The 19,201-nt window shown below is 65.6% G+C and carries 18 protein-coding genes and 2 pseudogenes; 6 read left to right on the forward strand and 14 right to left on the reverse strand.

The genetic code is table 11. The features are described from left to right. Nucleotides 1-5: 5 nt before the first annotated feature. The 13 genes from DIE15_RS30120 to DIE15_RS30180 all read right to left on the reverse strand — a co-directional run bounded on the left by DIE15_RS30120 (nt 6) and on the right by DIE15_RS30180 (nt 11,765). Entirely contained in the window at nt 6-983 is a 978-nt protein-coding gene (locus tag DIE15_RS30120) for a type II secretion system F family protein (protein WP_124835058.1), read from the reverse strand. A gap of 33 nt (nt 984-1,016) precedes the next feature. Continuing rightward, a complete protein-coding gene (locus tag DIE15_RS30125; RefSeq protein WP_124835059.1) occupies nt 1,017-2,384 on the reverse strand; it encodes a CpaF family protein in 1,368 nt (455 codons plus the stop codon). A 19-nt stretch (nt 2,385-2,403) separates the two neighbouring features. Continuing rightward, nucleotides 2,404-3,612, reverse strand: a complete 1,209-nt coding sequence (locus DIE15_RS30130; protein WP_124835060.1) for an AAA family ATPase — start codon at nt 3,610-3,612, stop codon at nt 2,404-2,406. Between the two features lie 21 nt (nt 3,613-3,633). Then, nucleotides 3,634-4,077 carry a TadE/TadG family type IV pilus assembly protein gene (locus DIE15_RS30135; RefSeq protein ID WP_124835061.1) on the reverse strand — a complete coding sequence of 148 codons (444 nt, stop codon included), beginning with the start codon at nt 4,075-4,077 and terminating at the stop codon, nt 3,634-3,636. After that, nucleotides 4,074-4,577, reverse strand: coding sequence for a TadE/TadG family type IV pilus assembly protein (locus DIE15_RS30140; RefSeq protein ID WP_185734571.1), 504 nt, complete (start codon nt 4,575-4,577; stop codon nt 4,074-4,076). The genes DIE15_RS30135 and DIE15_RS30140 overlap by 4 nt, the downstream gene beginning before the upstream one ends. Nucleotides 4,578-4,620: 43 nt before the next feature. Further along, nucleotides 4,621-5,925 carry a pilus assembly protein TadG-related protein gene (locus DIE15_RS30145; protein ID WP_124835063.1) on the reverse strand — a complete coding sequence of 435 codons (1,305 nt, stop codon included), beginning with the start codon at nt 5,923-5,925 and terminating at the stop codon, nt 4,621-4,623. Between the two features lie 25 nt (nt 5,926-5,950). After that, nucleotides 5,951-6,247 carry a hypothetical protein gene (locus DIE15_RS30150; protein WP_124835064.1) on the reverse strand — a complete coding sequence of 99 codons (297 nt, stop codon included), beginning with the start codon at nt 6,245-6,247 and terminating at the stop codon, nt 5,951-5,953. Nucleotides 6,248-6,267: 20 nt separating this feature from the next. Further along, on the reverse strand, nt 6,268-8,226 hold the full coding sequence (locus DIE15_RS30155) for a type II and III secretion system protein family protein (RefSeq protein WP_124835065.1): 1,959 nt from the start codon (nt 8,224-8,226) through the stop codon (nt 6,268-6,270). 112 nt (nt 8,227-8,338) lie between these two features. Next, the gene (cpaB, locus tag DIE15_RS30160; RefSeq protein WP_124835066.1) at nt 8,339-9,169 is read right to left on the reverse strand and encodes a Flp pilus assembly protein CpaB; all 831 of its coding nucleotides are present in this window, start codon (nt 9,167-9,169) and stop codon (nt 8,339-8,341) included. Between the two features lie 35 nt (nt 9,170-9,204). After that, on the reverse strand, nt 9,205-10,605 hold the full coding sequence (locus tag DIE15_RS30165; RefSeq protein WP_124835067.1) for an ATP-binding protein: 1,401 nt from the start codon (nt 10,603-10,605) through the stop codon (nt 9,205-9,207). Between the two features lie 32 nt (nt 10,606-10,637). After that, entirely contained in the window at nt 10,638-11,177 is a 540-nt protein-coding gene (locus DIE15_RS30170; RefSeq protein WP_124835068.1) for a prepilin peptidase, read from the reverse strand. A 25-nt stretch (nt 11,178-11,202) separates the two neighbouring features. Beyond that, nucleotides 11,203-11,409 carry a Flp family type IVb pilin gene (locus tag DIE15_RS30175; RefSeq protein WP_124835069.1) on the reverse strand — a complete coding sequence of 69 codons (207 nt, stop codon included), beginning with the start codon at nt 11,407-11,409 and terminating at the stop codon, nt 11,203-11,205. Between the two features lie 170 nt (nt 11,410-11,579). Next, nucleotides 11,580-11,765, reverse strand: coding sequence for a Flp family type IVb pilin (locus DIE15_RS30180; protein ID WP_124835070.1), 186 nt, complete (start codon nt 11,763-11,765; stop codon nt 11,580-11,582). A gap of 1,039 nt (nt 11,766-12,804) precedes the next feature. Between DIE15_RS30180 and DIE15_RS30185 the strand changes: the two genes are divergently transcribed. The 4 genes from DIE15_RS30185 to DIE15_RS30200 are packed head-to-tail and all read left to right on the forward strand — an operon-like array spanning nt 12,805 to nt 16,886. Beyond that, nucleotides 12,805-14,040, forward strand: coding sequence for a glycosyltransferase family 87 protein (locus DIE15_RS30185; RefSeq protein ID WP_124835074.1), 1,236 nt, complete (start codon nt 12,805-12,807; stop codon nt 14,038-14,040). Next, a complete protein-coding gene (locus DIE15_RS30190; protein ID WP_124835071.1) occupies nt 14,040-15,419 on the forward strand; it encodes a glycosyltransferase family 87 protein in 1,380 nt (459 codons plus the stop codon). Before DIE15_RS30185 ends, DIE15_RS30190 begins: the two co-directional genes overlap by 1 nt. A 24-nt stretch (nt 15,420-15,443) precedes the next feature. Further along, nucleotides 15,444-16,487: a glycosyltransferase family 2 protein gene (locus DIE15_RS30195; RefSeq protein ID WP_124835072.1), complete on the forward strand. Its 1,044-nt coding sequence runs from the start codon at nt 15,444-15,446 to the stop codon at nt 16,485-16,487. Nucleotides 16,488-16,502: 15 nt separating this feature from the next. Beyond that, complete coding sequence (locus DIE15_RS30200) at nt 16,503-16,886, forward strand: GtrA family protein (RefSeq protein WP_057927405.1); 384 nt, start codon at nt 16,503-16,505, stop codon at nt 16,884-16,886. Nucleotides 16,887-17,026: 140 nt separating this feature from the next. Here the strand turns inward: DIE15_RS30200 and DIE15_RS30205 are convergent. Continuing rightward, nucleotides 17,027-17,536 (reverse strand): annotated as a pseudogene (locus tag DIE15_RS30205) (MFS transporter); the annotation flags it as partial. 321 nt (nt 17,537-17,857) lie between these two features. Here DIE15_RS30205 and DIE15_RS30210 point away from each other — a divergent pair. After that, the gene (locus DIE15_RS30210; RefSeq protein ID WP_124835073.1) at nt 17,858-18,943 is read left to right on the forward strand and encodes an alpha/beta fold hydrolase; all 1,086 of its coding nucleotides are present in this window, start codon (nt 17,858-17,860) and stop codon (nt 18,941-18,943) included. Nucleotides 18,944-18,988: 45 nt separating this feature from the next. Continuing rightward, nucleotides 18,989-19,201, forward strand: a pseudogene (locus tag DIE15_RS37365) (hypothetical protein); the annotation flags it as partial.

Consider the following 19,201-nt stretch of genomic DNA (forward strand, 5'->3'; position numbering starts at 1 on the left):
ACGCGTCAGACGCGAATCCGGATGATGCGGCGCATCCAGACGAGACCGAAGGCCATCGACAACAACATCGTGCCGACCATCTTGATCCCCGCCGGATCCGTCCAAAGCACCGACAGAAACTCCCGGTTCACTATCGCCATCATGGCCGCGGTTCCGAACGGCAACAGCCCGAGGATCCAGGCCGACAACCGTCCCTCCGCCGACAACACGCGGACCTTGTCGAACAGCTTGAAGCGATCGCGAACCAGCGATGCGATACTGTCCAGCAGTTCCGCCAGGTTGCCGCCGGTCTCGCGCTGGATCAGCACCGCGATCACGAAATAGCGCAGGTCCTGTACCGGCACACGGGTGGCGAGGTTCACCAGTGCATCGTGCAGCGACACGCCGTAGTTGATCTCGTCGAACGTGATCCGGAACTCGCCGCCCATCGGGTCGGGAAACTCCTCGCTGACCATCCCGAGCGCGCTCGTGAACGAATGACCGGAACGCAACGCGCGCGCAATCATGTCGCAGATGTCCGGCAGCTGACGTTGCAGCTTGATCATCCGCCGGTTTCGATGGCGCATCACGTGCATCATCGGCAGGCACGCACACAGCAACGCAAGGAGCAGCACGACGAGCATCGGCAACGTGGTGAAGCTCAGGATCAGCGTGGCGGCAACCGAAAACGCGGCAGTCAGCGTCACCAGCTTCGCGATCGTCCAGTCGAGACCCGACTGCTGTATCAGCAAATCGAGCGCATGCACGCGTGGCACGCGCAGCAGCAGCCGGTCGAACGACTTCGACTCGTCGAGCATCCGCTTCTTGAGGATCGACATCCGCTCCTGCTGTACATTGCCGCCGGCCGACATCGCGCGCAGGCGCGATTCGATCCGGCGCGCAGCCACGCCATGCCGTGCATTCCACCATTGATAGGCGCCTTCGATCGCAAGCACGACTGCGACGAAGGTGAGAATTACAAAGCCGTAAAAGATCGAGTCCATGTAGCCTCCCCGGAATCGGACAGCAGTCGCCCGTCAGTTCGTCTCGTAATGCCGGGACGGGTCGTACAGCGAATCCGGCAGGTTGATGCCGAATGCCTGCAGCCGCTCGGCGAACTTCGGCCGCACGCCTGTTGCGCAGAAGTGCCCGCGCACCGTGCCGTCGCGGTCCATGCCGGTGCGCTTGAACGTGAAGATCTCCTGCATGTTGATGATGTCGCCCTCCATCCCGGTCAGTTCCTGGATGCTGACGATCTTGCGCTTGCCGTCGGTGAGCCGCGTCGCCTGCACGACCACGGAGATCGCCGACGCGATCTGCTGGCGCATCGTCTTCGGCGGCAGCGTCAGGCCGCCGATGCTGATCATGTTCTCGAGCCGCGTGAGCGCATCGCGCGGCGTGTTCGCGTGGATCGTCGCGAGCGAGCCTTCGTGACCAGTGTTCATCGCGTTGAGCATGTCGAGCGCTTCCGCGCCGCGCACTTCGCCAAGGATGATCCGGTCCGGGCGCATCCGCAGCGCGTTGCGCACGAGCGTGCGCTGCGTGATTTCGCCCTTGCCCTCGATGTTCGGCGGCCGCGTTTCGAGTCGCAGCACGTGCGGTTGCTGCAGTTGCAGTTCGGCTGCATCCTCGATCGTCACGATCCGTTCGCATCGCGGAATGAAACCCGACAGGATGTTGAGCAGCGTCGTCTTGCCGCTGCCCGTGCCGCCCGACACGAGCACGTTCACCTTCGCCTGAGCCAGCGCGTCGAGCAGCTCCGCCATCGGCGGCGTGAGGCTATGGAAGCGCACCAGGTCGTCCATCTTCAGCGGGTTGACCGCGAAGCGCCGAATCGACATCAGCGGCCCGTCGATCGCCGACGGCGGGATGATCGCATTCACGCGTGAGCCATCCGGTAGCCGCGCGTCGACCATCGGGCTCGATTCGTCGATGCGACGCCCGACCCGCGACACGATCTTCTCGATCACCTTCATCAGGTGTGCATCGTCGTAGAACGTCACGTCGGTCAGCTCCAGCTGGCCGAAGCGCTCGACGTAGACCTGACGGAAGGTGTTCACGAGGATGTCGGAGATGCTCGGGTCGCGCAGCAAGGGCTCAAGCGGACCGAAGCCGAACATCTCGTCGTAGATGTCGACCGCGAGCTGGCGCCGCTCGATGTCGTTAGCAGGCAGGCGCCCCTCGTCGAGGATGCGCGAGATCAGTGCCGCGATTTCGTGCCGGACCTGCTCCTGCGGCAGGCGCGACAAACGCTCGAGCTCGACTCGCTCGAGCACGGCCAGGTGAATTTCACGGCGCAGCTTCTGGTACGCATCGCGTACCGACGAATGCGTCGACGCAACCGGTTCGGTGCCGGCCACTTGCGGCTGGGCCCGATACAAGGACATCTGTTCGCGCAATGACATGATGGTTTCCCCGAGAAATTCACATGGACTTGAGCTTCGGCGTGGCCTTGCGGCCGAACAGCCGGGACATCAACGGTTCGCTGCTGACCGCGCCGTGCTGGGTGCGCACGTCGCCCTCGACGATCTGCTTCGCGCAGGCCTGCAATGCACGTGTGACCGTCGCGCTACGCGCGACCCGCGACGCCGGATGCCCCTGGTCGAGTGCTTCGCGCACAGTGTCGACGTCGTCGGGAATGATGCAGCTGGCACGCAGGCCGAGCACTTCCTCGAGCGCGGTGCGGGTTCGTTCGCTCGCGCGCGTCATCCGGTTCACCACGAGCCGAAGCTGGTCTGTCGAGTAGCCGAGCGACACGAGGATCTCCAGTAGCCGGCGTCCCGCGCGCACGTGCGGCATCGCGGGCTGCAGCACAAGCTGGATCTGGTCGCTGCGATCCAGCGCGATCATCGACAGCGGATTGATGCTCACGCCGACGTCAAAGATCACGAAGTCATAGCGCGGGGCGGCGACACCGAGGATCCATTCGAGTGCGTCCTCGTGCACCTCCGCGGCCTTGACCGGGTCGCCCGCGCCTGCGAGCACGTGGAATGTCGGCGTCACGTGCGCGACGCTCGCGTCGAGAAACGCGCCATCGAGCCGCTCGATCTGCGCACACAGCTGCGGCAGCGTCGACGGCGGCGTCTCGTCGCTGACAAGGAACGCGGCATCCGCGAACTGCTGGTTGAGATCGACCAGCAGCACGCGACGCTTGAAGCCTTCGGCGATCTCGTATGCGACATTGCTTGCCGCGAAGCTCGTGCCCGCGCCGCCCTTGCACGACATGAACGACACGAACCGCGTGTCATCAGCGTCGCGCCGCGTGCTTTGCGCGGCCGCGCGTTCGAGCGCCCGAGCGAGCGCCGCGGCTTCGATCGGCCACTGCAGCACATCGCGTGCGCCGGCGCGCATCGCGTCCAGCAGCACATTCGGCGACGCATCGGCGCTCACCAGAATGACGGTCAGGGCCGAATGCAGCCGGCAGATCCGCTCGATCGCGGACAGCTCATTCGCGTCGGTCGTCGCGCCATCGATCAGCAGGACGTCGAATGCGTCGAGCCCGTCGGTACGGTGCTCGATCTGCGACGGTCGCCCGGCCGCGCGGGTCACGCGGTAGCGTCCGCTGTCGGTGACGAGGCGCGCGATCTGCGTGAGCTGGGCAGTATCGTCGGAAGCTACGAGGATATTGATCATGACTGTGCCTCGTCGATGCGGTTATTGACAGGCGGTGCCGCCCGTCGAGGAATTCAGGCTTTCCCGCGGCAGCGTCGTGGTGAATGGCGGCATCGTGATCGAAACGTTCACGAGCGGAATCATCGTCTTGACGGTCACGTTGGTGACGCTAACAGTCACGAACGTGCAGCTGTTGACGTCGCAGCCCGACGGCGAGTAGTTCACCGATACGTTCGCGCTCTTCAGCAGCGGCAGCAACTTCGTCACGCGCTTCGCGACGCCCGCGGCATTGATGTCGCAGACGATCGCCGTGCGCGCGCCGAGGCGCAGGGCCTCGCTCGCCGTGCCCCAGTAGAACAGCACTCGCCCGAATTCGAAGATGCCGGTCAGCAGCATGATCAGGATCGATGCGATCAGCGCGAACTCGACGACCGTCGCCCCCCGTTGCCCATGGCGGCGCTGCAGCGGAATACGGTGCGCGTTCATGATGCTTGCCTCATCACGGTGAGGATGTTGCCGAAGGTGATCGTCGGCAGTCCCGGGAAGGCCGGAATAGGCTGGTACTGGTATCCCTTCACCTTGACCTCGACAAGGTTGATGCTGCCCGTCGCCTTGCCGGTCGGCGCATTGTTGCTCGCGTCGTAGGTCGTCAGGCCGGAGAACGTCGATGGGTCGGACGTGTCATTGCAGCCTGTCGTATGCAACGCATCGCAGACGATCACCATGTCCGTCGTGAGTCCGGGCACCAGTTCGGTACCGGCCGCACCGCAACTCGTGTTGCCGTAGACGACCAGACACTGCGCCTGTGACAGCGGATACGTGCTGTCGGTCGGCAGATAGAGCGACAGGTAACGCGCCGCATCGCGCGTACCCTTGGTCAGCGTCTCGTACTGGTAGATCGCGCGACCAAACTCGGCCACGCCTGTCGCGAGCACGACCATCGGCATCAGTACGAGCGCGAACTCGACCGCGGCCACGCCGCGCATCCGCGATCGGCGAAACTGTGCTCTTTTCATGATCGCTTCTCCGCTATTGAACGAGCATCGGCACCTGGGTGCCGTCGGCACTGCCGCCGCCGGGCAAGCCCTGCGTCGCGCACGGATTACTGCCGGAGCCGGAGCCGCCGGAGCCCGACGAGGAACCGCCAAACGACGACGAGCCGAGATATTCGAGGTGTGCGACGACCGAGCCGGCGCCCGAACTGAACGGCACCGGGTCGAGCATCAGCACGCAATCCCACTGCGTGACGTGCACCTTGACGCTGTTGCCCTTGGTCACCGTACAGTCGCCTTCCGGCGCCAGGGCGATCCGGCGATCCCCGCCTTGGGTCATGTAGTTGCCCTGCGTGCTTCCTTTGGTTGTGATCCCGCTGCCACCTGACGCCACCGGACCGTCGCCCTGGTAACTCTTATAGGCCGCGCGGTCGAGCACGAACTGCTTGTAAGCGTCCCCGCCCGTGCCGGTTCCATTCGGCTTGTATGTGGGACCGACATACGCGTACCCGGTGAAGTCGGGCTGCCCGGTCGATCCGTTGCTGCCGCTCGTATAGATGCCGAAGCGGGTGTTCCACGCACGAAACGCGGCCGACATCTTGCCGGGCGAAGTCAGATCTGACTGGACCGCGATGTTGCAGGTATTGCCGTTCAGTTCGGTGGCAACGCTTTTTTCGTTGGTCGACCCATCCAGTGCCGCCCAGCCGAAATTACCGCTTCCATATGACGTCGACCCGTCCGGCAACGACGTAATCCAGTCACCGACTTTATAGGCTGGATCTCCAGGAGTGCGGCACACGAACACCGGAATCGCGCAGGTCGTCTGCCCGCCGCCGACCGTCGCGATCGCGCTCGCCGTCACCTGTGCCGCGTTCGCGACCTGCACGCCCGGGATCGTGTTCAGCACCTCGATGAACCAGTGCTGGATATTGCTCAACTTCGCCGTGCACTTCACGTATTTGATGTTGGCCGGCGTCGTGACCGACGACTTCGTCAGGAACGGATTGGTCAGCGAGTCGCTGAACGTGACGTTCGTATCCGTCTGCATCTGCACCGCGTTGCGCTGAAAGAACGCGAAATTCAAATGACCGGCGGCGATGCCGTTCGCTTCGGACACCTGCAGACTGATGGCCGACGTAAGGTCGCGCGCAGCGGACAGCGCGCATGCGTCGGCGCTGTTCTGAAGTTCGCTGCGCGTGACGTACAGCTTGCCGAGGTCCAGCGCGAGCCCGACGAACCCGATCATCACCGCCAGTGCGAGACCGACGATGATCGCGACGGCGCCTTGCTGACGACGGAGACTGCGACGCGTGAGTTTCGGATGACGAGCTGCGCTGGACATGGCGTTCTCCCTGAGCATGCCTGTTTTACTGCGCCGATTTGCCGATGCCGATCACGAACGCATTGGCTTTCGGCTCGGGCTGCTTGAACGACTTGTCGTAGTTGTCGAGCGCGGCCGCGGCGGCACTGCCGTCGACCCCCGGGCGCGCTGCCGCGTGGTCGGCGGCATGCGGATCGATGATCTGGGCTTGCGTGACGGCGCGGACGGAGTCGCCAAAGCGGCTGTCCCACACCGGGCTCGACGACATGCAGCCGGCAAGTGCGAACGCGAGCGGTACGGCAAGCGCCGCGCGGCGCACGAATACGAGGTAGGCGGATTTCATGAGCTTCCCCTTGGATGGCTTCAACGATCGGTGGATTCGGAGCCCGCGTTCGCCCGCGCGATCTGCGCGTGGGCAGCGGCCGGCGAACCGTGCTTCGGGAGCGGCGCAGGCTTTGCCGGCGTGGTGGAGCCGGCGGCCGCGAGACGCGCGGCAGCGGCTTCGATGCGCGCGATCCGCGCCGCACTGGCCGCATCGGCCTGCGGCTGCGCCAGCGGCTCCGACTGCGGCTGCGCGGTCGGCACCGGCTCGACGCGCACGGCCCCTGCCGCGTCGGCCGCGGCCTTCTCCGGCTGTGCCGGCACCGGTGCCGGTGCAACGGCGGCCTGCGGCGCACGCGGTGCGGGCAATGCAGCGGCCGACGCACCGGGCACGCTCGATTGCGGCGCCGGAGCCGGCGTCTGCGGTGCATCCGATGTGCCGTTCGCCGGCTGCGCACCCTGCTTGCGCACACCCTTGCGGCCTTCCATGTTGCCGGTCGCATACACGTCGACCTCGTTCGGCTTCGAGAAGCTGTCGGTCGGCAGCGGCACGTCGGCGGTCTGCAGCGGCCTGACCAGGTGCGGCGTGATCAGGAAGATCAGCTCCGTGCGATCCTGCTGGAACGACGTGCTGCGGAACAGCGCGCCGAGCACCGGCACCTCGCCGACGCCCGGGATCGCCTTCAGCGCACCGCTGGCGTTGTCCTTGATCAGCCCGCCGATCGCGAACGATTCGCCGTCGCTCATCTGGACCGTCGTCGACGCACGCCGCGTCGTGATCAGCGGCAGGATCGACGTGCCGCCGATGTTGGTCGCGCTCAGAGTGACGCCCGTCTGCGACAGCTCCGACACTTCCGGCGCAACTTTCAGGCTGATCCGGCCGTTCGCGAGCACCGTCGGCGTGAACTTCAGCGCGACGCCGAACTCCTCTTCCTGCAGCGTGATCGTCGAGGTGCCGTTGCCGCTGCTTTGCGGCACCGGGATGAAGATCTTGCCGCCGGCGAGGAACGTCGCCTCCTGGCCGCTGATCGTCACGAGATTCGGCTCCGCGAGAATCTTGACGAGGTTGTCCGTGTTCTGCGCATCGGCCGCGATGCTGAACGGCTTGTTGTTCGCCTTGTTGAACACCGCGCCGCTTGCGACGCCCGCGAGCAGGTTGCTGACGAGCGCGCCGCTCCACGAACCGAAGCCACCCTGGATGTTGAACGCGCTGCCCATCTGATTGATCAGCGTCTTCGATACTTCCGCGACCTTCACCTCGAGCATCACCTGCTGCGGCGACGTGACGGCCAGCATGTTCAGCACACCGCCGCCCTTGGCGCCCCCGCCGCCCTCACCAGCGCTGTCGCTGTACGCACGGGCGATCTGCACGGCCTGCTGCGCGGCCTGCGAGTTCGATACGGTGCCGGCCAGCACGATCGTGCCGGCGGCGGTCGACACGTGAATGTCGCGCTCGTTCGGCATCAGCTGCTGCAGCGATGCCTGCAAGCCGCCCGCGTCCGCGCCGACCGCCACGTCGATCACGCGGCACGCGCCGCTCCTGCCCTGCACGATCATGTTGGTCGTGCCGACCGACAACCCGAGGATGTAGAGCGTCTGCGGCGACACCATCGTCGCCTGCGCGACGGCCGGGTTGCCGATGGTCCGGTTGCGGACCGGCTCCGGCATCGGCACGAGCAGCGACTTGCCGAGCGGCACGCTGACGCTGGTCGACTCGCGCACCGCGCCCACGCAGTTCGGTCCGCGCAGCGGGCCCGCCGATGCGGCGGGCGCGGCGGCCGGCGCCGGCGCCATGCTGATCGTCATCTGCATCGGCCCCTTCGCGACGGCGGCCGGTGCGCTGGCACCGCCCTTCATCAGAGCGGCCGATTCGACGCCCTCCTGTGCCAGCGCGCTGTACACGGTCAGCGTTCCCGTGCAGAGGATCGCGGCCATCATCGCGCCCCGCGCGACGCGCGTGCGCACCGGGCCGGTACCTGAATGTTGCGGATTGATCTTCATTTCGTCTGATCCCCCGAGTGACCGGCGAGAAGCCGGTTGTCCCTTCCAAGGCCGCCGTACCCTGACGGCGGCCAATCTGGTTAATCTGGTTATCTGGATGTGTTCTACGGTTTCAGAAACATTCGACGCTGCCGCGCACCCCGGTCAGCACGCCGACGCAGTCGCGGCGCGCTTCCGGTGCCGCGTGCGACGCGACACGCACACGCACGGTCTTCACGGGTGCGGGCGCTTCGGGTGCCGGGGCCTTGCCGAGCAGCGTGAGCTTGGTCGCGCCGTCGGTGGTCAGCGTCTTCTGGTCGACCTGGTTGCGCAGCACGAGCGACAGCGTGCCGACGCTGCGCGCGAGGTCGAGACGTTCGGCCTGGTCGGGCGTGACTTCGAGCGTCACCGCGTTGACGACCTTCGGTGCGGTGTCGTCGCGGCTGACCTGCTGCGCGACGGCGAGCACGAGGATGTGCTCGAGCACGATCTTCGAGATGCTCTGCCCGTCGGTCTTGCCCTGCTGTTCCTGCGTGTTGACGATCACGTCGACGTAGTTGCCCGGCAGTGCGAAGCCCGCGACGCCGACCACGTCGTTCACACGCACGGTGATCGCGCGGCTGCCGTCGGCGATCACCGCGGACAGCCCGCCCTTCGTGCCGATCGGCGCGAGCTTCGACTCGATCACCGGCTCGCCGCGTGCGAGGCTCGTGCGCACGACGCGCCCTTCGAGTTCCTTCGTGTCGGCGAACGCACCGGTCGGCACGCTGCCCGACGGCCAGCTCACCATATGGATCTGGTTCGGCCCGAGCGGCTCGCCCAGGTTCAGGTCGGTGGTCGCCACCGCGACCGAAGTGACCGAGCCGTTGGATGTATGCATCAACCAGCGGGATGCGAACACGACCGCGGCAAGCCCCGCGACCATCGCGACAACCAGCATCATGACCGCTCGACTGTTTTTCATGGCAATGCTCCTCAACGAATCACGAAAGAAACGACTCAACGGACTACATACGTGCGACCACCATGCTCGACGGGCGGCAAATATCCACCGTCGCGCTCGGGCGCCGTGCCGAAATAACTGGCCCATGCGTCGTGCAGTGCGTCGTGCGTCACTTCGAGCGGATCGCCGCGATACCGCGCGCCGGCGGCGACGAGACGCAGCAGATCCATTGGGAAGCATGCGAGATAGGCCTTGCCGGTCGGCAGGTGCAGGCGGTGCAGCAGATAGTCGAATGCGTCCTGCGACGACACCAGCCCCAGCGACTCGCATGCGGCGTCGAACACCGCGCGGTAGTGGTCGATCGACAACGCGCCGACGTGAAGCTTGGAACCGAGCCGGCGCAAGAACGCTTCGTCGGCGAACTGCTCCGGCGCCAGGTTGCTCGAGAATACCGGCCAGACGTCGAACGGCAGCACGAAGCGATTGCCGGACTCGAGCGTCAGGAAATCGACGCCGCGATCGAGCGGACGCAGCCAGCGATTGAGCAGGTCGCGCGGCTCGACACGCTGGCGACCGAGATCGTCGACGATGTACATGCCCATGTTCGCCTTCATGTGCGGCGGCGCCTGGTAGAAGCCGGCCGCTTCATCGCGGCGCAGGTCGAGCTCGTCGAGCGTCAGCTCCCCGCCGGACATCACGACCGGCCGCTCGCAGAGACGCCAGCGGCGATCGACCGATTGACCGTCCGCTTGCGACGCCGCGTCGATATGCACAAGCGGGTCGTAGATCTGGATCACTTCGCCGGCCGCGTAAATCGCGTGCGGCACCGGTACGTGACCGCCCATCAGCGAGCCGAGCCGCTCCGCGAGGAAGGTCTTGCCGCTGCCGGCCGGACCATAGATCAGCAGCGGACGGCCGGAGTTCAGCGCAGCAGCAGCCGAGTCGAGGACCGCCGTGTCCATCACGATGCCTTCGAATACGCCCCACACGGCGTTCTGCGTCACGCGCAACTTGCGCACCGAATAGGTAGACACGCAGTCGAGATACGCGTCGAGCGTCACCGGCGCGGGCCCGCTGTAGCTGCTGCGCGCACGCTCTTCGAGCGCGAGTACACGGCCCGCGTCGGTCAGGCGGAACGTCACGTCGAGATCCGTCGCGCCGCGATGGGTCAATTCGACCAGATGCTCGCGCACCAGGAATGCGAAGACGTCGTCGAGCACCGCGAGCGGCAGGCAGTGCCGCTCGATCAGGTCGCCGTACGACGGGCGACCGAGCACCAGCGTCGACTTCAGCACGAGCCCTGCGACGAACGTCTGGCTCAGTCCGGTTTCCTCGATCGAGCGCGGCGCAGCAGGTAATTGCGTGCCCGGCTTCGCATACGCCTCCCGCAACGGCGACGGATTCGGCAGGTGTGCAACCCGCGCGTCGCGCTTCGGTTCGGTGGGGTTCGTGTTCATGTTCGTTCCATCCTCGTTGCGGATTCGCCGTGCTATGCGCACGATGCGAACAGCATGCCCAGCGTGCCGGCGGCAATCGCCACGCCATACGGCAACGCGCCGACCGACGCGACTTCCACGGGGCCGTCGGTTGCCCCTGCATACGCTCCGGTCGAGCGACGTGCGATCAGCGTCAGGACGTTTGCGCACATCTGGCGCATGCGTCCGCGCAGCAGCGCGAAGGCGATCGCGCCGATCCCGCCGGCCAGAAAGGTGGCCAGCACGATGTAGAACGCCATCGACGCGCCAACCCATGAGCCGATCGCGAGCATCAGCTTCACGTCGCCTGCAGCCATCCCGCGCAGCAGGTAGAACGGCAGCAGCAAGCCGAAGCCGGTCGCTGCGCCGGCAAGCCATGCGAGCGCACCCGCCGGAACACCGTGCAGCGCGCACTGGGCCACCAGCGCACCGGCAAGACCGATCACGACGAGCCGATTCGGGATGCGCCGGCTCGTGATGTCGGTGCTGGCCGCGACGATCGCGAGCAGCGTCACGCACAACGGAACCGGGTAAGGCAGCGCGGCAGGCAACATGGCGAACCTCGATCGAATGGAAGAATCAGGGGGCCAGGCCCAGTGCGAAATCCACCGCCGCCGTGACGGCCGCCGCGACCGCGGTGTACGCAGCGACGAGCGCGGCCCTCACCGACATGACGCTCCCCAGCACGAACATGGCGATCAGAGCCGCGATCAGCGCATACTCGATCGACGTCACCGCTTGCTCGTCGTCGATCCATCGCGTGACGGCATGTTTCCTGGCCTGCATGGCGCCCTCCGATTCCGGTTGATCAAAAGAACGGGGAAAGGCTCGAGCACTACACCGGCCGAGCCATCCGCCGATCGGTCCATCAGACATCTACTGGTGTCATGTCCGGCCCCACACGAGCGACGGAATAGCGGCGAACGGGCCGGACCCACCGTTCGCCGCCCCGTCATTCAGGCGACCACCGCGTCCAGGTCGGTTGCGATCTCGTTGAAGACGGTCGCGAGGTCCTGACCGATCGTCGACACTGCGGTAATGATCGCAACTGCGATCAGCGCAGCGATCAGGCCGTATTCGATGGCCGTCACGCCTTGGTCGTCTTGAACGAAACCACGGATCTTCTGGATGAACGTGAACATGGCAATTCTCCTTTGGACTACTATGAAATTCCTCTTGTCGGGATCGACGCGAGGAGCGGCTACTACCACAGGCACAACAAAGGAATTCGGATACGGCGCTCAGCAACTGGCACGGCAGGTTGCGTGCCTGTCCGGGCGAGCATATGTCGGCGAGCTGGTGTGTGCGATATGCATGCGCGCCGCGATCGGCGAGATGCCGCGATCGAGCGGAACGGCGTGACGACCGTCCGGCGCATGGAGTCGGATTGAACGGATGACGCAAGCGCGTCGATGCTGCTGCAGGTTTTCTGCGCGGCATGCAGGCCGCGGTGTGCTCTGGTCTATCATTTTTATTCCCCAAATGCTGTCATGTGATTCTTATTGCGCCGACTCTGCCGGCGCCTAATTCGATCGATCGGCGTTACTGGCGGTTTCAAGGCCTGGGCGGCGTATTCCCCGACGCGCCCTCGATCCGTTGCTTTCCGCAGGTGATTCAGTCCGGTTTTGTCAGTCTGTTGCGTCAACCGGTCGTTCATCACGTCGTCGACTGTCGTGCGGACCTTGACGCAAAGAGCAGGCCAGCCGGGGAGAAATCGAGGCGCAGCAAGGGTTCCGGTGTTTCACGCTGATGCCGGGTCCTGGCGCGATGCCGGAAATGTTTCAAATTTGATATACGCGTGCCGGCCGCCCCGAAGGGCCCGATCGGGCGCAACCGCACTGCGCAGGGCCCCAAAAAAATTTCTCGGGATTTTCCCGAATCCGCGAAGTCGCTCGTCCGACGCAAATTCCGAGCGATGCCGGACCGGCCCAAAACACTGAATGTTTCAAGCGAGAAACATCAATTGCGCCGACACGGTTTTCTCAGACATGAAAACCCGGTTTTCTGCCATATCACCGACGATTCGATATCGCGTGATTCTGCCCGTGGTTTGCGTCACGCGATTTTTTCTCCAACAATGCATTCACCGGACAACGTCATTGAATGCGATTCGATCCGGATACACGACAACACAAAAAAGGTTGCGGCAGTCCATGCAACCCTCACTGCAGACGGGGCATCATGTATACGGCCAATCGTGGAGTGCGCTTTCGCGCCAAACGCTGTGCTCAATGGCTGACAGCGGACCGGGTCGTTCCGTACAGCTGCATCATGCTGATGCTGTGCGTGGCATTTCTGATCACCTGGGCCATCGTGACGCACGCCTTCACGTCAAACCCGACTGCACGACCGGGCGTCGACTTCCCCGTCTTCTGGACCGCATCGCATCTCGTGCTGCATGGCCATGCCGCGGCTGTCTACGATCCGGCCTCATTCTTTCATGCCGAGGTTGAGCTGCTCGGTGCCTACATGAAGCACCAACCGCTCCCCTGGCTCTATCCGCCGACGATGTTGCTGTTGATCGCGCCGGTTTCCCTCGTGCCTTTGCTGCCCGCGTACATCCTTTTTTTTGCGGGCAGCCTTTTATGCTATGCGTACGCCGTCCAGCATCTTTCCGGACTGCGCGCGCACCTGGCCACGCCACGCGCCACAGTGCTGGTCGTACTCGCATACTCGGCCGTGTTTACGTCCGTTGTATATGGGCAGAACAGCATCCTGACCGCCGGCATCGCCGCGCTCGCGCTGCACTTGCTCGGTCGACGCCCGATCGTCGCCGGCATCCTGATCGGCTTGCTCGCGATCAAGCCTCAGATGGCGATGGTGTTTCCGTTCGTGCTGATTGCGACGCGCGCGTGGCGCACCTTCGCAGCAGCGGCGCTTACGGCAACACTGCTCGCGGCGGCCGGCATTGCGCTGACCGGCACCGACGCGCTGGACGGCCTGGCTCACGCGCTGTCGATCGTGCGGACCCTGCACTTCATGCATCCGCCATACTGGTTCAGATCGCCGACCACGTTCGCCGCGCTGCGGCTCGTGGGCGCATCGATTCCGGTCGCGCTCGCCGCGCAAGCCGCGATCGGACTACTCTCGATCGCCGTCGCCGTCGGCGTCTGGCGCCGTACGCCGGACATGCGGCTCCGCGGCGCAGCGCTGATGATCGCCACGCTGCTGACGACGCCCTATCTTTGGCACTACGAACTCACCTGGCTTGGCGTCGCCGTGTTCTGCCTGATCGCCCACGGGCTCGAAAATGAATGGCTGCCCGGCGACCAGATCGTAATCGTGCTCGCATGGCTGCTGCCGCTGTTCGAACTGTTCAACCAGATGATGAAGTTGCCGCAGATCGGCCCGATCGTGCTGCTCGCGATGCTGTTCATCACTGTGCGCCGTGCGAACCTTGCTCCGCGGAAGTCGTGATGAAATCGCACCTCTCCGCCCGGCACACCCATTCCGCCACCAACGCCCATCCAGAGCTGCCGATCGCGGGCCCGCGCCGTTTCCCGCACTGGCTCAACCGCGATCGCGTGCGCCTCTATGCCGCGGCGGTGCTGCTGACCGAACTGCTGTTCATCTGCGTGTACCTTGCTCGTATTCATTGGTCGCACACGTCCGTACCCGAACCGATGTCGCAGGATATGGCAGCGATCTGGAGCGCCGCCCGCCTCGCCGCACACGGGCACGCAGTCGACGCATGGAACTTCCCCGCGCTGTTCGTGGGCGAGAAGCTCGCCATTCCGACGATGAACGCCTCGAACGGCGTATTGCTGTGGCTCTACCCGCCCACCATGCTGCTGTTCGTGCTGCCGCTCGGCTGGCTGCCGTACCTGCTCGCACTCGTGCTGTGGCTCGGCGTCACCTACCTGCTGTTCGCGGCAACCATCCGCGCGACCGTGCAGCGCGACGCCGCGCTGCTTTGCGCGCTCGCGTTCCCGGGTGCGTTTCTCACCGTGATCATCGGACAGACGAGCCTCTTCACCGCGACGCTCGCCGGCGTCGGGCTGCTGACGCTGAATCGCCGCCCCGTCATCGCCGGCATCTGCTTCGGCTTGCTGACGATGAAGCCGCAGATGGCGATCCTGTTCCCGCTCGCGCTGCTGTGCGCCGGACAATGGCGCGCACTGGCCGCATGGGCCGCGACGATCGCCGGTGGCGTCGCACTGACGACGCTCGCGTTCGGCATCGGTTCGTGGATCGCGTTCGTGCACGGGATCAACGATGCGTACCAGATCGTCGGCACCGGGCACGTCAAGCTCGCGCGCATGCCGACCGTGTTCGCGCTCGCCACCCTCGCCGGCTGGCCCGCCTACATCGCGCGCGCACTGCAGCTGCTGTCGGCCGCGACCGCCGCGATCGTCGTCGTGTACGCATGGCGCGGCGCGTGTTCGTACGCGCTGCGCGCGGCGACCCTCGCCTGCGCATGCCTGATCGTCAGCCCCTACCTGTACGACTACGACCTGACCTGGTACGGGCTCGTGATCGCGTGGTACGCGCGCTATGCGTGGACGCACGGCTGGCGGCGCTTCGATCGCGAGTGGCTGCTGACGATATGGGTGATGCCGCTCGCCGGCCTCGTGCTGGTGCCGCATCTGTCGTTCCAGTTCATGCCGCTCGTCACGCTGGCGTCGCTCGCGCTGCTCGTCAGCCGGATTGCACAGGAAAGGCACGACGTGCCGTCGATGCCCGACGCGCGTGACAACTCCACCGAAACCGGCTTCACGCATCCGGCCCGCTCACACCACCGCCCGGCGCACGGACTGCGCCGCATCGGCCGCCCGACCTTCGGCATCGGCCGCTGATACGTCGCTACAGGGGAACCCATCATGCGCGAACCACTCCACACGCCGCTCGTCTCGCTGGTCGTGCCGTTCTACAACGAAGGCGAAGCCGTCGAGCGCTTCTTCGACGTCGTGATTCCGCTGATGGCCGGTCTTGACGCGATCCGCTTCGAGATCGTCTGTATCAACGACGGCAGCCGCGACGACACGCTCGACCGGCTGATCCGGATCAGCGTGACCGACCGCCGCGTGCGCGTCATCGATCTCACGCGCAATTTCGGCAAGGAAGCGGCGCTGACGGCCGGCCTCGACGAAGCCGCCGGCGACGCGGTGATCCCGCTCGATGCCGACCTGCAGGATCCGCCGAGCCTGATTCCGGTGATGCTCGAGCACTGGCGCGACGGTGCGGAAGTCGTCGCCGCGAAGCGCAGCAGCCGCGCGTGCGATTCGTTCGCGAAGCGCACCGCCGCCGCGATCTACTACCGCGTGCACAACCTGCTGTCCGACGTCAAGCTGCCCGAGAACGTCGGCGACTTCCGGCTGATGGACCGCAGGGTCGTGAATGCGCTGCGCAGCCTGCCCGAGCGGCATCGCTTCATGAAAGGGCTGTTCGCATGGGTCGGCTACCGGACCGTCATCATCGAGTACCAGCGCGATGCGCGCAGCGCCGGGCACTCGAAATTCTCCGGGTGGAAGCTGTGGAACTTCGCGCTCGAAGGAATCACGAGCTTCAGTACCGTGCCGCTGCGCAGCTGGACCTACATCGGCGTCGGCATCGCCGCGCTCGCGTTCCTGTACGGTTCGTTCATCGTGGGCCGCACGCTGCTGTTCGGCAACCCGGTGCTCGGCTACTCGTCGCTGCTGTCGGTCATGCTGTTCATCGGCGGGATCGAGCTCGTCGGCATCGGCGTGGTCGGCGAGTACATCGGGCGCATCTACGACGAGTCGAAGCAACGACCCGTCTATCTGATTCGCCGCCGCTACCAGGCGCACGGCAAGGTGATCGAGTTGCCGGTCGCGCGCGATGCACGACGCACGGCCGCACGCCGCCGCGTCCAGCCGGCCCGCGTGCGGGTCGGCGCGCGCTGACCGGCGGAGCCGGCGATGTTCGAAATGCTCTATGCGGAGCGCGTGCGGCTGGCGCGCTTCGGTCTGTCCGGACTCTGCTCGACCGCGCTGCACGTGCTGGTCGCCTCCGCGATGTACGCGCTGTTCGATGCAACGCAGGTGATCGCGAACGCCGTCGCATTCGTCTGCGCGACGGCGTTCTCGTATCTCGCGAATACGCTGTGGAGCTTCTCGGCGAGCGTACATTCGCGCAACCTGCTGCGTTATCTGACCGTCGCGCTGGCCGGCTTCGCCGAAACGATGCTGCTCGCGCACGCCGCGGAACTGCTCGACGTGCCGCGCGGCTGGGCCATCGTCGCGATCGCGCTGCTGATCCCGCCGACGATGTTCGTGCTGCACCGGTTGTGGACGTATCGGTGAAGCGGCGCAGTCCGCGCGATTGAGCGGCATCGGGACGTCCGGGCATGGCGTTCGGCATGCTGAGCGAGACGTTGCCGAAACACCGGTGACGATCGGCGCGAATCGAGCACTTGCACGTCGTCACTCGAGGCAACGGTGCATCAGCGGTTCAGTTCCTCGAGACGCAACCCGTTGGTCTTCGGCCCGAATAACCCAATCGATACCGCAACCGCCACCATGCACGCCGTGATGCCGGCAAATACGCCGGGCAAGCCGAAATCCCGGAGCAGGAACGCGATCGAAAAGCCCGACATCATCGCGCCGCCCCGGCTGGCCGAGTACACGATGCCGTTGGCCCTGCACCGCACGGCCGTCGGAAACAGCTCTGCCTGGTACGCGTAGTAGCAGACCGAGATGATCTGGCCGGCGAAGCTGATCGACACGCCTAGCAGGATGAGCGGCACCACCGCCTTGACCTGCGCGAACGCCGTCCCCCACGCGATCACGACCAGCGCGCCGACGACGATCAGGTATTGGCGCTGGATCCGGTCGGCGACGGCCATCGCGAGCAGCGGCTTGCCCGACTGACGTTCGACGATCGCCTCGATGTTGCGCACGATCGCGTCGCTGCTGTCCGCCTGTCCGTGCATCGCGAGCCACCGCGGCTCGTCGGCATACGCGGCAGTCCCCATTGAACCCGAGGGGCGACACCCCCGAAGCGTTCACCGATTCGTCACATAACCATCTCACTCGATGCGCGCGCCGCCTGCTAGCATGCCGCGTGGCCTGTCCGAATCGCGACGACGGCTGTCAAGATGTCGCGTGGCGCGGTATTCGGCCCGGCCGGTCGGCCGCCTCCGTGCCGGTCATGCCGAAGCGCTTCGACGCGGATGCTTCCCGCAGCACGAATCGTGCTCCACCGCATTCGACTTCCATCCGATGGCCGGCTGCGCCGCATGCTGTCGCGCGAGCCGCCGGCACGAGATCCGTCCATGCCCAGGAAAAAAACCAGCCTCTGGCTACGGCCTTTCGACCTGCTTTCCGCCGCGACGAGCGCGCGGCCCAAAAGGAAGGCAACCAAACCGCCGGCATCGCCCAAGCGCCCGGCCAACACCCGGCCCCCGCGTCGCACGGCGCCAGCGCCTGCGCCCGCCGCTCGCGCATCGCCCCGCCAGGCCCCCGGCACGTGGCTTCGCTCGTTTCATTCCGCGCGCCCGTCCGCCGGCAGCCTCGTCAACCATCTTGCCTATGCGCTATACCTGCCCGCCGCGCCGGCGACGACCGAAGGCATGCCCGTCATCGTGATGCTGCACGGCTGCAAGCAGACGGCCGAATCGTTCGCCGCGGGCACGCGCATTTGCCGCGTCGCCGAGCGCGCCGGGTTTGCCGTGCTGTTTCCCGAACAGGCAAAGACCGCCCACTCGCATCGCTGCTGGAACTGGCATGGCGATGCGTCGCAGTCGGAGGCCCCGGCGATCGCGTCGCTGATCGACGCGCTCGTGCAAGAACGCCGGTTCGATCGCGACCGGATCTATCTGGCCGGCATGTCGGCCGGCGCCGGGCTGGCCGCGCGGCTGGCGATCGCCCATCCCGAGCTGTTCGCGGCCATCGGTTTGCACTCCGGTCCGGCCATCGCGCCGCCGCTGTCGACGATGGCCGCGATGAGCGTGATGCGCCGCGGCCTGCACGACGACCCGATACGCGTCGTCGACGCATGCGTCGACGTTCGCGCTTATCCGGGCATGCCCGCGCTCGTCGTGCATGGCGGACTCGATACGGTCGTCGCCGAGCAAAACGCGCTGCAGCTCGGCGTCGCGTTCGCGCGGATCAACCGGCTCGTCGACGAACAGGGTGAACTGCGCGTCGGCGAGCAACATACCTATGCGCACGACGATGCGCATTACACGGACTATCTGCGCGGCGGCCGGCTGATCGTCCGGGTCTGCATCGTGCGCCGGCTGGCGCACGCATGGAGCGGCGGCGATCCGCGCGAGGCATTCCACTCCGCGACGGGGCCGGACGCGACCGCGATGTTCTGGAATTTCTTTCGAAGGCGGCGGCGCAAGCGGGGACGGTAACGACACGTCGCCTTGCGCTCATGCCCGTTGCTCGACGTTCGGATCGTGATCACGCCGCGCGTCGGAATCATCAGGGCAAACGCCGGCAAGCACGATGTATGCGCCGGCGTCGTGATGACCGCATGGCGCCACCGCATGGCCGACTTCCGGTATCGTTGCCGGATGCGCCGTCCGCGGCGCGCGTCGCATCACGATCCGTTCGCATCATTCACCCCCAATGGAGCATCAATGATTCTGGAAATGGCATCGCTCGACATC

The organism is Burkholderia sp. Bp9031, from assembly GCF_003857965.1.
GTDB classification, from domain to species: Bacteria; Pseudomonadota; Gammaproteobacteria; order Burkholderiales; family Burkholderiaceae; genus Burkholderia; species Burkholderia ambifaria_A.